This is a genomic window from Novosphingobium sp., assembly GCF_036820275.1.
Classification (GTDB): domain Bacteria; phylum Pseudomonadota; class Alphaproteobacteria; order Sphingomonadales; family Sphingomonadaceae; genus Novosphingobium.
This window is the reverse complement of the sequence record NZ_DAISLT010000008.1, coordinates 122486-137114: the sequence shown is the minus strand read 5'-3', so window position 1 is coordinate 137114 and position 14629 is coordinate 122486. Positions and strand designations below refer to the sequence as shown.

Annotated in this window: 15 protein-coding genes and 2 tRNA genes (1 of these 17 only partly in view); 9 read left to right on the top strand and 8 right to left on the bottom strand. The window is 65.4% G+C overall.

Going from position 1 to position 14629, the window contains the following annotated elements; translation table 11 throughout:
* Both V7066_RS08985 and V7066_RS08980 read left to right on the top strand, forming a co-directional pair.
* Positions 1 to 55: transfer RNA gene (locus V7066_RS08985), tRNA-Asp, on the top strand (it extends 122 nt beyond the left edge of the window).
* 89 nt (positions 56 to 144) lie between these two features.
* Positions 145 to 221, top strand: a tRNA-Asp gene (locus V7066_RS08980).
* Between the two features lie 106 nt (positions 222 to 327).
* Here the strand turns inward: V7066_RS08980 and V7066_RS08975 are convergent.
* From V7066_RS08975 to V7066_RS08960, 4 genes are all read right to left on the bottom strand, one after another.
* Positions 328 to 543 (bottom strand): DUF2842 domain-containing protein, encoded by a 216-nt coding sequence (locus V7066_RS08975; protein WP_334182714.1) that lies wholly within the window; start codon positions 541 to 543, stop codon positions 328 to 330.
* A gap of 1 nt (position 544) precedes the next feature.
* Complete coding sequence (locus V7066_RS08970; protein ID WP_334182713.1) at positions 545 to 1147, bottom strand: 5-formyltetrahydrofolate cyclo-ligase; 603 nt, start codon at positions 1145 to 1147, stop codon at positions 545 to 547.
* A gap of 412 nt (positions 1148 to 1559) precedes the next feature.
* Entirely contained in the window at positions 1560 to 1898 is a 339-nt protein-coding gene (locus V7066_RS08965; protein ID WP_334182712.1) for a cell division protein ZapA, read from the bottom strand.
* A gap of 4 nt (positions 1899 to 1902) precedes the next feature.
* On the bottom strand, positions 1903 to 2145 hold the full coding sequence (locus tag V7066_RS08960; protein ID WP_334182711.1) for a hypothetical protein: 243 nt from the start codon (positions 2143 to 2145) through the stop codon (positions 1903 to 1905).
* A 178-nt stretch (positions 2146 to 2323) separates the two neighbouring features.
* Between V7066_RS08960 and tkt the strand changes: the two genes are divergently transcribed.
* From tkt to V7066_RS08935, 5 genes are all read left to right on the top strand, one after another.
* Positions 2324 to 4312, top strand: coding sequence for a transketolase (gene tkt / locus V7066_RS08955; RefSeq protein ID WP_334182710.1), 1989 nt, complete (start codon positions 2324 to 2326; stop codon positions 4310 to 4312).
* Positions 4313 to 4328: 16 nt separating this feature from the next.
* Positions 4329 to 5336: a type I glyceraldehyde-3-phosphate dehydrogenase gene (gene gap / locus V7066_RS08950; protein ID WP_334182709.1), complete on the top strand. Its 1008-nt coding sequence runs from the start codon at positions 4329 to 4331 to the stop codon at positions 5334 to 5336.
* Positions 5337 to 5455: 119 nt separating this feature from the next.
* Positions 5456 to 6655 carry a phosphoglycerate kinase gene (locus tag V7066_RS08945; protein ID WP_334182708.1) on the top strand — a complete coding sequence of 400 codons (1200 nt, stop codon included), beginning with the start codon at positions 5456 to 5458 and terminating at the stop codon, positions 6653 to 6655.
* Positions 6656 to 6687: 32 nt separating this feature from the next.
* Entirely contained in the window at positions 6688 to 7794 is a 1107-nt protein-coding gene (locus tag V7066_RS08940; protein WP_334182707.1) for an acyltransferase family protein, read from the top strand.
* Positions 7795 to 7876: 82 nt separating this feature from the next.
* Entirely contained in the window at positions 7877 to 8788 is a 912-nt protein-coding gene (locus V7066_RS08935) for a fructose bisphosphate aldolase (RefSeq protein ID WP_334182706.1), read from the top strand.
* Between the two features lie 65 nt (positions 8789 to 8853).
* Here the strand turns inward: V7066_RS08935 and V7066_RS08930 are convergent, their stop codons facing one another.
* Positions 8854 to 9399 carry a hypothetical protein gene (locus tag V7066_RS08930; RefSeq protein WP_334182705.1) on the bottom strand — a complete coding sequence of 182 codons (546 nt, stop codon included), beginning with the start codon at positions 9397 to 9399 and terminating at the stop codon, positions 8854 to 8856.
* A 256-nt stretch (positions 9400 to 9655) separates the two neighbouring features.
* Between V7066_RS08930 and thiE the strand changes: the two genes are divergently transcribed.
* The gene (gene thiE, locus V7066_RS08925) at positions 9656 to 10294 is read left to right on the top strand and encodes a thiamine phosphate synthase (protein WP_334182704.1); all 639 of its coding nucleotides are present in this window, start codon (positions 9656 to 9658) and stop codon (positions 10292 to 10294) included.
* Between the two features lie 136 nt (positions 10295 to 10430).
* A complete protein-coding gene (locus V7066_RS08920; RefSeq protein ID WP_334182703.1) occupies positions 10431 to 11273 on the top strand; it encodes an arylamine N-acetyltransferase family protein in 843 nt (280 codons plus the stop codon).
* A gap of 150 nt (positions 11274 to 11423) precedes the next feature.
* Here V7066_RS08920 and moaB read toward each other — a convergent pair whose 3' ends face one another.
* The 3 genes from moaB to V7066_RS08905 all read right to left on the bottom strand — a co-directional run bounded on the left by moaB (position 11424) and on the right by V7066_RS08905 (position 14601).
* Positions 11424 to 11951 carry a molybdenum cofactor biosynthesis protein B gene (gene moaB, locus V7066_RS08915; protein WP_334182702.1) on the bottom strand — a complete coding sequence of 176 codons (528 nt, stop codon included), beginning with the start codon at positions 11949 to 11951 and terminating at the stop codon, positions 11424 to 11426.
* Complete coding sequence (locus tag V7066_RS08910; protein WP_334182701.1) at positions 11941 to 13758, bottom strand: lytic transglycosylase domain-containing protein; 1818 nt, start codon at positions 13756 to 13758, stop codon at positions 11941 to 11943. The genes moaB and V7066_RS08910 overlap by 11 nt, the downstream gene beginning before the upstream one ends.
* Positions 13759 to 13827: 69 nt before the next feature.
* Positions 13828 to 14601 carry a uracil-DNA glycosylase family protein gene (locus V7066_RS08905; RefSeq protein WP_334182700.1) on the bottom strand — a complete coding sequence of 258 codons (774 nt, stop codon included), beginning with the start codon at positions 14599 to 14601 and terminating at the stop codon, positions 13828 to 13830.
* Positions 14602 to 14629 lie beyond the last annotated feature (28 nt).

Genomic DNA, 14629 nt, shown 5'->3' with positions numbered 1-14629 from the left:
GAGTGCCGGCCTGTCACGCCGGAGGTCGCGGGTTCGAGCCCCGTCACTCGCGCCACTTGGGAAATTCCCTGTCTGTGACAGGTAGGGATAATGCTGGTAAACCAGCGACTTGAGGTAGTCTAAAAACCTCACATACATTGCTGCGCGGGTGTAGCTCAGTTGGTTAGAGTGCCGGCCTGTCACGCCGGAGGTCGCGGGTTCGAGCCCCGTCACTCGCGCCATTTCCTTCACGGGAATTGGTCAAGCAATGAAACGAAAAAGGCCGGGTTAACGCCCGGCCTTTTCTTTTGTCTGCTTCGGACGCGCGTAAAAAAGAACGCTGGAGAATCACCCCCAGCGTCCGGTCTCCATCCAGATCAGGAACCGCTTCAGCGGCAATATCCATATCACCCCGAGCGCGAGGTAGATCGGCGTCTGGAGCAGGGCGTGCCAGGTTCCGATCACCGGCGGCAGGTATCGCGCGATCAGCAGGCCGTAGACGCACAGGGCGACGAGCAGGCCGAGGACCCCGATGGGGATTCGCCAGGTCGGGGTCTCGCGCAAGTCAGATCTCTCCCTCATAGATTCGAGTCGGCGTCACGATCGCGTCGAGAATGCGGTCGTGCGGCTCGATGGGGAGAGTGTCGGCCAACTGGCAGTCCCAGGCAAGGCCGATCGCGGGAACGTCGGGATTGGCTTCCAGCCAGCGATCGTAGTGACCGCCGCCCTGGCCGAGTCGGTGTCCTTCCGCCGTGAAGGCGATCAGGGGAACCACGACGATCGCCGGAACCACGGGCTTCGCGTCCGCAAGCGGCTGGAGCGCGCCCCAAGGGCCGATCGTGAGCTGTTCCTCGTCGAAGGGATTGGCCCATTCGCGGAACTCCATTGCGCTGTCCTTGGCGGCGAACCAGGGCAGGGCGATGCGGCGGTCGTGTTCCGAGAGCCAGCGTGCCCAGCCGAAGGCCGGAGCCTCGTCACCGACGGGTGCGTAGAGACCGATGGTCAGTCCCTCGGGCATCATTTCCGCGACGGGAGCGGGCGGGCGGTTGAGCACGAGCGCGCGCATGCCCTGCGGCAGCGAGGCGACATGCTCTGCGCGTGCGGCCCGGTGCATCTTGCGCAGGGCGCTTTTCTCGGATGGTGGAGAGAGAGGGGGCGACGAATCCACCGTGGGTCCCATTCCTGCAAAATCTGGTCAGGGCCGCGACAATAGCACCGAAGGTCTTTCGCGGCATGTCGGAATTCCGGCACTGCTCATGCCGAAAAAGATAAGAGTCCGTTTGAAAAATGCCCATGAGGGCATTTTCCTGCGGTCTGATACCGCAAAAATCGCATTTCGCGAATTTCCAGACGGACTCAATTTTCAGACGAATCTAGGACCGGAAGTATCCTTCCGGCCTGATGAGGGGGTGACGGGACCACCATGGGTCGTTTGCTCGAGAAATCCTCTGACGCCTCGACGTCAGGTGGGAACCATGTGCGTCGGACCAGGGTCCGGGCAGGGACAGCTCCCTTTGGATTGCTTATAGCCTCAGGGATGTTCGTACGGCTCGTGCCGGGCAGTTCCCGTCGCCTCTTATTTAGGCATTCGGAGCGCGCTGCTCAAGGAGGTCTGCAAGATTTTCGACATGATCGGCAATCCGCGCCAGTTCCTCGACCAGAACCTGGGGAATTTCCGGTTCCGGAGCGGGCGGCGGCGCGGCAGGTGCGACCGCCGGACGCTGGCGCAGCTCGTGCAGTTCGTCCGCCAGCATCAGCGAGGCGAAGAGCAGCATGCGCGGCTCGGTCTGGCCGACGACTCCGGCCTGCACGAGCTTCTCGTCGATCATCTGCGCGAGGCGGGTGACGTGGGCTTCCTCGCCGTCCGCGCAGGCGAGCATGAATTCGCGTCCGCCGATCGTGAGAGTGACGTTTGCCATCGCTTCAGGATTTCCCTTGGGCGAGAAGGGCATCGATCTCGCCGAGCGCGTCCTCTACGGTGTCGCGCAGGCGGTCGTGGCGCTCCTGCAAGTCGCGGCTCTGCGATACCGCGCGTTCAAGCCGGGCGAGCGCCGCCCGGATCCTGTCGACTGCCTGCTCGGTCGCGGCCTCGTTGGTCACCTTGTCCATCGCCGTTTCGCTACCGTGAAATGACCAAAAGGCAATCAATTGCCCGGCCTTGTTCACAGGGCTTTCGATCAGCCGGGCGGAATGTGCCACCATACGATGGGCACTTCTATGTACAAGCCACTAAGTATACCGCAGGCCAATCCCTCCGCGGTGAACTTGACGGGAGACGGCCTCGCCCTAAAGGGGGTCGGCAAGTTCGAATCGTCCCATTCCTTCCGTTTCCGGAGCTTTCACGATGACCCTTGCTGCTGACCGTCTCGCGCCGATGGCCAATGCCATCCGGGCGCTGTCGATGGACGCTGTTCAGGCGGCCAACAGTGGCCACCCCGGCATGCCGATGGGCATGGCCGACGTCGCGACCGTCCTGTTCTCGAAGTTCCTCAAGTTCGATCCCGCACAGCCCAAGTGGGCCGATCGCGACCGCTTCGTGCTGTCCGCCGGTCACGGTTCGATGCTGATCTACTCGCTGCTCCACCTGACCGGCTATGCCAGCCCGACGATGGACGACATCCGGAACTTCCGCCAGCTCGGTTCGGTCTGCGCCGGTCACCCGGAAAACTTCCTGATCGAAGGCGTGGAATGCACCACCGGCCCGCTCGGCCAGGGCCTGGCCATGGCGGTCGGCATGGCGATGGCGGAGCGTCAGCTCAACGCCACCTTCGGCGACGATCTGGTCGACCACAAGACCTGGGTTATCGCCGGTGACGGCTGCCTCATGGAAGGCATCAACCACGAAGCCATCGGTCTGGCCGGCACGCTGAAGCTCGACCGCCTCAAGGTTCTGTGGGACGACAACAAGATCACCATCGACGGCGACACCTCGCTTTCGACCAGCGAAGACATTCCGGCGCGCTACCGCGCTTCGGGCTGGGACGTGTTCGAGTGCGACGGCCATGACTTCGCCGACATCGAACGCGCGCTGGCCGAGGCCGCCGCTTCGGACAAGCCGACGCTCGTCGCCTGCAAGACCGTGATCGGCAAGGGCGCCCCCAACAAGCAGGGCGGCCACGACGTGCACGGCGCCGCGCTGGGCGAGGCCGAAGTGGCCGCTGCCCGCGAATACCTTGGCTGGACCTCGGCTCCGTTCGAAGTGCCTGCCGAGATCCTCGCCGACTGGCGCTCGCTTGGCGAAAAGGGCGCCGCTGCCCACGCCGAATGGTTCACTCGCCTGGCCGCTTCGGACAAGGGCGAGGAATTCGGCCGCCGCATGGCCGGCGAACTGCCCGAGACCGACGCGATCCGCGCCAAGCTGGCCGAGTGGCTGGAAGGCGACTCCACCGTCGCCACCCGCAAGGCCTCGGAAAACTGGCTGAACGTGCTGGCTCCGGCGATCCCCGAGATGATCGGCGGCTCGGCCGACCTCACCGGCTCGAACAACACCAAGGCCAAGTGCCAGGAACCGTTCACGTCCGACAACTACGGCGGCCGTTACGTCTACTACGGCATCCGTGAATTCGGCATGGCCGCTGCCCTCAACGGCATGGCGCTGCACGGCGGCGTGATCCCCTACGGCGGCACCTTCCTGATCTTCTCGGACTACTGCCGCAACGCGATCCGTCTCTCGGCGCTCCAGCAGACCCGCGCGATCTACGTGCTCACCCACGATTCGATCGGCCTTGGCGAAGATGGCCCGACCCACCAGCCGGTTGAGCACGTCATGTCGATGCGCCTGATCCCGAACCTCTACGTGTTCCGCCCGGCCGACGTCATCGAGACGGCGGAATGCTGGAACATCGCGCTCGAATCCGAGGATACGCCTTCGGTCCTGGCGCTGACCCGCCAGAACCTGCCGCAGCTGCGCAAGACCGGCGACATGCTTTCGGCCCGCGGCGCCTATACGCTCCGCCATGCCGATGCCGACCGCAAGGTGATCCTGATCGCCACCGGTTCGGAAGTCGAACTGGCCGTGAAGGTGAAGGACGAACTGGAAGCCCAGGGAATCGGCGCGGACGTCGTCTCGATGCCCTGCATGGAGCTTTTCGCCGCCCAGGACGAAGCCTACCAGCATGAAATCCTGCCCAACGATGCGTCGATCCTGAAGGTCTCGATCGAAGCCGGCATCACCATGGGCTGGGAACGCTATACCGCACAGAGCCGCAACGGCGGCCTGAACATCGGTCTCGACCGCTTCGGCGCCTCGGCTCCGGCCAAGGACCTGTTCGCTCGCTTCGGCTTCACCGTCGACGCGATCGTTCCGAAGATCCTCAACAAGCTCAGCGTGTAAACAGGAGAATTTACCTATGGCGACCAAGGTTGCGATCAACGGTTTCGGACGCATCGGGCGCAATGTCGCCCGCGCCATTCTCGAACGCACGGACCATGACCTCGAGCTGGTGTCGATCAACGACCTGGCCGACGCCAAGGCCAATGCCCTCCTGTTCAAGCGCGACAGCGTCCACGGCACCTTCGAAGGCACCGTGGAAGTTGACGGCACCGACCTCGTCATCAACGGCAAGCGCATCCATGTGACGGCCGAGCGCGACCCCGCGAACCTGCCGCATGCCGCGCAGGGCGTGGACATCGTGCTCGAATGCACCGGCTTCTTCACCAACAAGGAATCGGCCTCCAAGCACATCGACGCGGGCGCCAAGCGCGTGCTCGTCTCGGCGCCGGCCAAGGGCGTGGATCTCACGGTCGTCTACGGCGTGAACCACAAGGAACTGACCGCCGATCACGTCGTCGTGTCGAACGCCTCGTGCACCACCAACTGCCTGGCGCCCTTCGCCAAGGTCCTGCATGAGAAGATCGGTATCGAGCGCGGTCTGATGACCACGATCCACTCGTATACCAACGACCAGAAGATCCTCGACCAGATCCACAGCGATCCGCGCCGCGCCCGCGCCGCCGCGATGAACATGATCCCGACCAGCACCGGCGCCGCCGTTGCCGTGGGCCTCGTTCTTCCGGACCTCAAGGGCAAGCTCGACGGTTCGTCGATCCGCGTGCCGACCCCGAACGTCTCGGTCGTCGACCTGACCTTCGTGCCGAAGCGCGACACCACCGCCGAGGAAGTCAACGCGCTGCTCAAGGAAGCGGCCGAGGGCGAACTCAAGGGCGTGCTGGGCTACACCGAAGAGCCGCTGGTCTCGATCGACTTCAACCACGACGCGCACTCGTCGACCATCGACAGCCTTGAGACGTCGGTTCTCGAAGGCAAGCTGGTTCGCGTCCTGTCGTGGTACGACAACGAGTGGGGCTTCTCCAACCGCATGGTCGACACGGCCGGCGTGATGGCAGGCCTGCTCTGAAAATGACGATGACGACGGATCGAAACCGATCCGTCGTCCTTGCTGTCGCCGCGAAAGTCCAATCGGACTTTCGCGGCGCAGTGCTGAATCCGAGAAGAAATTAGCGTGAGGATCGAGCAATGAGCGCTTTCAAGACCCTTGATGACCTTGGTGACGTGACGGGCAAGGTCGCGCTGGTGCGCGTGGACCTCAACCTGCCGATGCAGGACGCCGTCGTCACCGACGACACCCGCATCCGCGCCGCCGCGCCGACCGTGCTGGAACTCGCCGAAAAGGGCGCCAAGGTCCTCCTGCTCGCGCACTTCGGCCGCCCCAAGGGCGAGCGCGTCTCCACCCAGTCGCTGTCGATGGTGGTCGGTGCGGTCGAGAAGGTGCTCGGCAAGGAAGTGATGTTCGTGCCGGAAATCGCCGGTGACGTGGTCAAGCAGGCCGTCGGCATCCTGCGCGCGGGCGACATCTCCATCCTCGAGAACACCCGCTTCTGGAAGGGCGAGGAAAAGAACGACCCCGAACTGGTCAAGGCGATTGCCGCCAACGCCGATTTCTACGTCAACGACGCCTTCTCCGCCGCCCACCGTGCCCACGCGACGACCGAGGGCCTCGCACATGTGCTTCCGGCCTATGCGGGCCGTTCGATGCAGGCCGAGCTGGAAGCGCTCGACAAGGCGCTCGGCAAGCCTGAAAAGCCGGTCGCGGCCGTCGTCGGCGGCGCCAAGGTTTCCTCGAAGCTCGACGTGCTCAAGCACCTCGTGACCCAGGTCGATCACCTCATCATCGGCGGCGGCATGGCCAACACCTTCCTCGCCGCCAAGGGCGTGGACGTGGGCAAGTCGCTCTGCGAGCACGACCTCACCGGCACGGCGAACGAGATCCTCGATACCGCCGACACCGCGGGCTGCACCGTGCACCTGCCTTACGAAGTGGTGGTCTCGAAGGAATTCGCCGCCAATCCGCCCAGCCTGCGTACCTGCAACGTCCATGAAGTGGCGGCGGACGAGATGATCCTCGACGTCGGTCCGCTCGCGGTGGAAGCGCTGAGCGACGTGCTCAAGACCTGCCGCACGCTCGTGTGGAACGGTCCGCTCGGCGCCTTCGAGACGGTGCCCTTCGATGCGGCGACCGTTGCCCTGGCAAAGACGGCAGCGGCGCTGACCCGCGAAGGTTCGCTGGTCTCGGTGGCGGGCGGCGGCGACACGGTCGCGGCGCTCAACCATGCAGGCGTGGCGGGCGACTTCTCGTACATCTCGACGGCGGGCGGTGCCTTCCTCGAATGGATGGAAGGCAAGGAACTTCCCGGCGTGGCTGCGCTTTCGGTCTGATTGGACGGACACGCTGGGGAGGGGCGGCACGCATGAACACTTCGATGCCTGCCGCTCGTCCTGAGCGGCAACTGCCCTGGCACGGCCGCTATGTAACGCTCGACGGCATGCGCGGGATCGCCGCGCTTGCCGTCGCGCTGTTCCATTTCAATATCTCGCAGGCCCCGCACGGCTATGTCGCGGTGGACTTCTTCTTCGCGCTTTCCGGCTTCGTGCTCTGCACCAGCTACCTGCCGCGCTGGCAGGGCGGGATGGGCACCGGGGACTTCATGACGAAGCGCCTCGTGCGGCTCTATCCGCTGTTCCTCGTCGGCATCGTGTTGACGACGACCGTGGGCGTGGTGCGCCATTATACCGGCGGCGATACCTCGCTAAGGCTGCCGACGATCGTCATCAGTACGGCGATCAATGCGTTCATGCTGCCGTCTCCGCTGACCGGCACGCTGTTCCCGCTCAATGTTCCGGCCTGGTCGCTGTTCTACGAACTGGTCGCCAATCTCGTAATGATCCTCGTGCTGTTCCGTCTGCCGCGCCTGGCGCTGCTGGCGGTCTGCGCGGTCTCGGCCTGGCGGTTCGTGCCCGCCGTGCTGGAAAACGGCTCGGGCAATATCGGTGCGGTCTGGCACGAGTGGTCGCTGGCCTTGGCACGGACGCTATATTCTTTCTGCGCGGGCATGCTCATTGCCCGGCTCCGCCAGCCCGCGCATCGACCGGCGACGCTGGGCGGGCTCTTCTGTCTGGCCGCCATCGCCGCGATGCTGCTGGCCGATCCCAAGTGGATCGCGGAGAGCCATTTCGACCTCGCCTGCACGCTGGTGATCTCGCCGCTGCTGGTCTGGTTCGGCTCGCGCGTCGAACCCTCGCGCAAGCTGGCGCCTGCGGCCTGGTTCGTGGGCGAGGTCTCCTTTGCGCTCTATGCGGTGCATTGGGCGCTGATCGAGCCGATGCGCTACTTCAAGGACGACCTGCATTACAACGAAGTGCTGATGGCCTTCGTCTATCTCGGCGCCTGCCTCGCCACCGCGTGGTTCTGCGTGCGTTGGATCGACGTGCCCGCCCGCACCTTGCTGTCCGACATGCTGCGACGCCGCAGGCATGCGCGGCTCTTCGCTGGAACGGGTCGCCCAACGGACGGATAGCCTTTTGCCGCAGTTGCGAAACGGAGCCTCGAAGAATAAGCCCGTTTCATGATTGCTCACACAATCTAGGAGGAGAAAAACCATGGAATTTTCAGAGATGACGGCCAAGGTGGCCGGCGGGAACGGCTTTATCGCCGCGCTCGATCAGAGCGGCGGTTCGACCCCGAAGGCGCTCAAGGGCTACGGCATCGAGGAAGGCGCCTGGTCGACCGAAGAAGAGATGTTCGGTCTCATCCACCAGATGCGCGCCCGCATCATCGCTTCGCCGGCCTTCACCGGTGACAAGGTGATCGGCGCGATCCTGTTCGAGCGGACCATGGATGGCGAAGTCGCCGGCGTGCCCACTCCGCAGGCGCTGATCGCCAAGGGCGTGGTTCCCTTCATCAAGATCGACAAGGGTCTTGAGGACGAGGCCAACGGCGTACAGCTGATGAAGCCGATGCCGACCCTCGACGCCCTGCTCGAACGGTCGAAGGCCCTCGGCGTCTACGGCACCAAGGAGCGCTCGGTCATCCACTCGGCCAATGCCGAGGGCATCGCCGCCGTCGTGAAGCAGCAGTTCGAGATCGGTCAGCAGGTGCTGTCGCACGGCATGATGCCGATCATCGAGCCCGAAGTGAACATCAAGAGCGAGACGCGCGCCGAGTGCGACACGCTGCTCCTGGCCGAGCTTCTCAAGAACCTCGATGCGCTGCCGGAAGGCACGCGCGTCATGCTCAAGCTCTCGCTGCCGATCGTGCCGGGCACCTTCGACCCGCTGGTTGCGCATCCCAATGTGCTGCGCGTCGTGGCGCTCTCGGGCGGCTACGAGCGTCCCGAGGCCTGCGTCGAACTGGCGAAGAACAAGGGCATCATCGCCAGCTTCAGCCGCGCGCTGCTCCAGGACCTGCGCGCGCAGATGAGCGATGCCGAGTTCGATGCCGCGCTGGGCGAGGCGATCGACGAGATCTTCAAGGGTTCGACCCAGAAGGTGGGCGCTGCGGCGACGGCCTGATCGGCGGTTGCGACTGTCGCTTGAAGGAAAGGGCGGTGCCGCAAGGCGCCGCCCTTTCCCGTTTCTCAGAGACCGCCCATGAAGCGGAAGCCGAACTGGTAGGCGAGCGGCGCGGGCTTCTTGCCGCCGACGGGGTGGGGCAGGGCATCCAGCAGATCGAGCTGGCCGTCCGCCACCTGCACCGGCTGACCCAGTGTCATCTCCATCTCGCGGGGGCCGGAACCGAGGTCCACGCGGACCCGCGCGCGCAGGCGTCCGGCCCAGACGCACTGGGTTCCCTCGGCGCAGCGGCTGTCTTCCAGCAAGGCCAGGGGGGTCACTTTTGGTCCACCTACGGAGATGGTCTCCCCGATGCGGGTATAGGCCAGAGGCGGGCCATTGTAGGGACCGGGCGGCGGAGCGGGGGACGTGGGGGCCGGATCAGGTGATTGCGGCGTGTAGAAATCGGTGGGCGGCGCAGCGTCGGGCGGCGATTGGGGCGGCAGCGTGCGAGGATCGGTGCCGCGAACGTCAGGTTGGGGGGGCGGTGGGGCCTCGATAGGCCGGGGCGGCGCTCCACCCGGCGTTTCCGGTATGATCCGGCAGGCCGAAAGCGCGACGAGGGCGGTCATGAGCGAAAGGGCGGTCGATAAGGCGCGTCGTCTCATGATCCTCACACGTGTCTGTTTTGGCCGAACGGCGATTCCGGCAGAAAACCGCATCGCGGCTGAACCTCGTCCTAACTATCGCCTTTGTGCGAATGACGAAGCCTTTTCCTGCGTCGATGGAACGGATCGGGCCTAGTCGCCCGATCTTTTCTTTGCAGGTCGCATTTTCCGAGCCGTCAGGTGATTTCACCTGACTTGAAAATGCTCTAGGGCGGCAGCCATGGACGATATCGAACGCGAACCGACGCAGCTCTACCTGATCTCGCCGCTGGAAGTGGCCGGCGGATTTCCCGAACGCCTAGCGCGCGCGCTCGACGCGGCGCCGGTCGCGGCGTTCCAGTTCCGGGTCAAGGACCTCGACCAGCACGAGGCCGCGCGCCTCGCGGAGCCCTTGCAGAAGATCTGCGGCGACCGCGGCGTGGCCTTCATCGTCAACGATTCGATCAGCCTCGCCAAGCGCCTCGGCGCCGACGGTGTGCATATCGGACAGGAAGACGGCACGGTCGAGGAAGCCCGCAACGCTCTCGGCCGCGATGCGCAGATCGGCGTGACCTGCCATGACAGCCGCCACCTGGCGATGGATGCGGGCGAGGCCGGGGCGGACTACGTTGCCTTCGGTGCTTTCTTCCCGACCACCACCAAGCAGGTGAAGCACATGGCGGGGGTGGACCTGCTGACATGGTGGCAGGGGATCTTCGAGATTCCCTGTGTGGCCATCGGCGGGATCACGCCGGAAAACTGCGGCGAGCTGGTCACCGCGGGTGCGGACTTCCTCGCGGTCTCGGGCGCCGTCTGGAACGGCGACGAAGTGGCGGCGATCAAGGCCTTCCACGAGGCGATGGCGGCCGTTCAGGGCTGACGGTAGGGCGGAGCATCCGGGGGTGATCCACAGGATTTCCCCCGCTTCTCCACATAGTCTCCACCCTCCATCCCCTGTTTCTGAACAGCTTATCCACAGGCTTGCCCCGGCGCCCGGCGGGGTGCAGAGACGGGGCATGGATCTCGCTCGTTACTTCGCCCGCATCGGCCTTTCCGAAGCGCCTGCACTTTCGCCCGAGGGGCTGGCCAGCCTCCAGCTAGCGCACCGACGATCCATCGGCTTCGAGAACCTCGCGATCCTGTTGGGCGAGGGCATCCGCATCGATAGCGAGAGCGTGTTCGAAAAACTCGTGCTGCGCGGGCGCGGCGGTTATTGCTTCGAGCAGAACCGCCTGTTTTCCGATGTTCTCTTGGCCATGGGGCTGGTCAACCGGCCCTTGCTGGCGCGGGTGCTGCTGGGCTTGTCCGACGGCGAAGTGCCGCCGCGCACCCATACGCTGCTGCTGGTGAATCTCGGCGGCGCGGCGTGGATTGCCGATGCCGGGTTCGGCGGTTCCTACGTTCCGCCATTGCCGCTGGAAGACGGCGCGCAAGTCCAGACCGGCGACGGCGCCTGGCACCGCCTCCAGCGCAGCGGCGAGCGTGGTTCGCTGGGCGGCGAATGGCGATTGGAGCGGGCCGGACCCGTTAGCGGCACCGATGGTCGTGCGGCGCCGCACGGCGACTGGCAGCCGCAATACGTCTTCGACCTCGCCGATGTGGCGCAGGACGATCTGGAACTGAGCAACCACTGGACCTCGACTCGACCGGCCACGCGCTTCACGACGGCCTGCGTTGCCAGTGTGGTATTGGAAGGCGGCTTCGCCTCGCTGAGCGACCGCCAGTTCACGCTCAGCCGGAACGGTGCCAGCGAGGTGCGGCAGGTGGAGACCGCCACCGAATATGCGCGTCTGCTGGGCGAAATGTTCGGCATTGCGCTGAGCGAGGCCGAAGCCGCTCGCCTGCCGATTTTCCGCTGATCGTCGGCGCACTACAACTTCGTCATTGCGAGCGTAGCGAAGCAATCCAGAGTCGATCTCAAGCCGCTCTGGATTGCTTCGCTACGCTCGCAATGACGAAAAGTGGGGTGGCTAGTGTACGTATGAGGCGTGAGGCACTCGGGATAACTCCTACTTCTCCCGAAGCCTCGGCATCAGTTCCACGAAATTGCAGGGCCGGTTGCGGCTGTCGAGCTGTTCGGCGAGGATGCCGTCCCAGCCGTCCTTCACCGCGCCGTTCGAGCCGGGCAGGGCGAAGATGTAGGTCCCCCGCGCGACGGCCGCGCAGGCCCGCGACTGCACCGTCGAGGTGCCGATGGTCTTGTAGGATAGCCAGCGGAACAGTTCGCCGAAGCCCGGAATGTCGCGTTCCTTCACCCGGTCGATCGCTTCCGGGGTGACGTCGCGGCCGGTCAGGCCGGTGCCGCCGGTGGAGACGATCGCGTCCACGTTGGGATCGTCGATCCAGGCATTCAGCCGGGCGGCGATCACATCGGCGTCGTCCTTCTCGATCGCCCGGTCGACCAGCGCGTGTCCGGCATCGACGACGCGCTGGGCGAGAATATCGCCCGAAGTATCGTCCTCCGGGCCTCGGGTGTCCGAGACGGTCAGGACGGCAATCTGGATCGGCTTGAAGACACGCTCGAGATCAATGGCCACGCACAATCGCTCCGTTCGCGGACATGCGAACGGCCTGCGAACCGGAGAGCCCCGGGAAGGTCGGCCACATGTCCTGCACGAGCGCCATGCGGCTTTCCGACTGACCGCCCGCCTGCCGCTCGTACATCCAGTAGTTGCGGAGCACTATGTTCACGTAGCCGCGCGTTTCCCAGTACGGCAGCGATTCGATCCACAGCAGCGGATCGCCCTGGCAGTTCACCTCGGTGTTCCACCGGCGCACCGGCAGCGGTCCGGCGTTGTAGGCGGCCATGACCTTGGGCAGCAGGCCCTGCGTGCCCGGATCGTTGCGCAGCGTTTCCAGATGACGCTGGCCGAAGGCGAGGTTCACTTCGGGCCTGTTGAGGTCCGACGCATTGCCGTTGTAGCCGAGCGAACCGGCATGGTCGCGGGCGGCGGCAGGCATGATCTGCATCAGGCCGCGTGCACCCGCCGGGCTCACCACGCTGGTCTGGAAGATCGATTCCTGGAGGGCATGGGCATAGACCAGCGCCGGATCGACCTTCCAGCCGCCGACCGGCGTCCACTTCGGCGTCGGGAAGCGGCTTGCGGGCTCGGGCTTGCCGCCGAACGGCGCATTGTAGGCCATCCAGAGCTGGGTCGAGGGCAGGCCGAGATCGCGGGCGAGGCGCGTGATCGAGGCGTACTGGTCGGGCGTGCCGATCCGGGCCTGATGGCGCAGCACTTCGTCGGCCAGGCTGTCCTTGCCGATCTCGGCCAGCTCCACGGCGGTGCGGATGTTGGTGTTGCCGCGCAGCACCTGCCAGTCGTTCTGGGTGAAGTCGGCGGCGGCGTGCTGCTCGGGCAGCTTCACGCCGAGCTGTTCGGCGGCGAGCATGCCATAGAGCGTCTCGTCCCGCGCGGCGGCGAGGCGCAGCGCGGCCGAGGCCTGCTCGGGCTTGCGGCAGCGGATCAGCGCGCGGCTGCGCCAGTAATGGGCCGCACTGGTCAGCTCGGCGTTTTCGGAAGACTTTGCGGTCTTGTCGAAGGCATCCGCCGCGCCGTCGCAGTCGCCCAGGCGCCAGGCCGCGAGGCCCGCGGTCCACCAGGCCTCGCCGACCCACGGGCCGGCGCCCATCGCGGCCAGCTGCGCCAGCTGATAGGCCTGCGCGTCCTGGTTCTCGATGTAGAAGCTCCACGCCACCTTCTGGCGCCATTCGGCCTGCGACGAAGGGCTGAGCCCGGCGTCGATGCCATCGAGCAGCACGCGTGCGCCGGTAGGATCGTCGGCCTTGATGCGGTCGTTGATGCCATTGGCGATCATCGCCGGCATCGTGCCGTCGTTGATCGTCGAGGGGCGCACGCGCTTGACCATGGTGGGGAGGCGGGCGAACTGCTGCTCGGAAGGCAGCGACGGCACGCTGGCCGCGCCGCGCTTCAGCGCGAGGCGGCTGATCTGGTCGGCGCCCGGCAGCTCGGTGCCCTGTGCCAGCCACGATTCAAGGGCGGGCAGCTCGATCTTGGGCGAGCCCGAGGCGAGGTAATAGGCGGCGCGAAGTTGCTGGTGGAGCGGGCCGTCCGGGCGGTCCGACAACATGCGCTGTATGGTGGACCAGTCCTTGGAATCGACCGCGTCGAAAGCCTGCTTGTAGTAAGTGCGGTCGTCCTGGCTGAGGAGCGAGGGGACCGCCGTATTGTCTGCGCGCGTGCGGAAATATTCCACGGCGGCGCTGTTGGCGAAAGCCGGGCTTGCGCCTGCGACGGATAGGACGGCGAGAACGGCAAGAGCAGCGCTGCTGCGCCATGCTCCCTTGCTGATTCTCTCCCTGCCGGATCGTTTCAAATTCATTCCCCGCATCGTGCGACCGCTTTGCCGGGAAAGATCGGTCCTTTCAGGACGTCGAAGCCTCCGGCACGGTTAATTTCTTGTGTCAGTTTTAGACTGTGTCCACTCCAGCCAGGCGTTCCAGAAGCTCGCCTTCGCGCGCGGTTGCTGCATCAGCGCGGCGAGACCCCACCCGGCCAGAAGCGGTATAACACGTCCTTCATGCTGAAATTGTCTTAAAACGGCAGCGCGTTGCGGCAATTCGTGGCCAACGAGCGACAGGACGTTTCCGCCGAGCACGATGAGTCGCTCTGGCGCGACAAGGTTAACGTGGCGGGCGAGCGCATCGCCCACTCCGCGATTCTCCGCCGCGCGCCAGTCCGGCAAGGGATCGTGGCGGGGCAGGGCGCTGGCGAGATAGACGTCCTCGCGGCGGGTGCCGAACGCGGCGAGCATGGCATCCAGCAATTTGCCCTGGGCGCCGGTCAGCAGCTCTTCGCGGTCCTGCGGTTCGGGAGTCTCGACGACGATCATCAGTGCCGCACCGGCCTCGCCGCGCGGGAGGATGCGTCCGGTCGGACCGCCATCGTCGAGCAGCGATTCGCGCATCCACCAGTCGCGGAAGGCGGGAAGGTCGGCGGGGAGCAGCGCCGGATCGATGCGCGTGGGCATCGGCGGAGGCGCGTTTTCCTCCACCGGCGGGCGGCGACGCGGCGGCAGGCGCTCGCCGTTTTCGTCCTGCTCGTCCTCGGGCACGATCCACTGGCGGGGCGCGTCCAGGAAGTCGAAATCGACCCCGGCTTCGCGCCACCAGCCTAGCGCACCTGTGATATCGTCCAGAAATTGCCGATTTGGGGCCTGATCCATCGGCTGGGTCTTGACCTCTTGGCTTCCA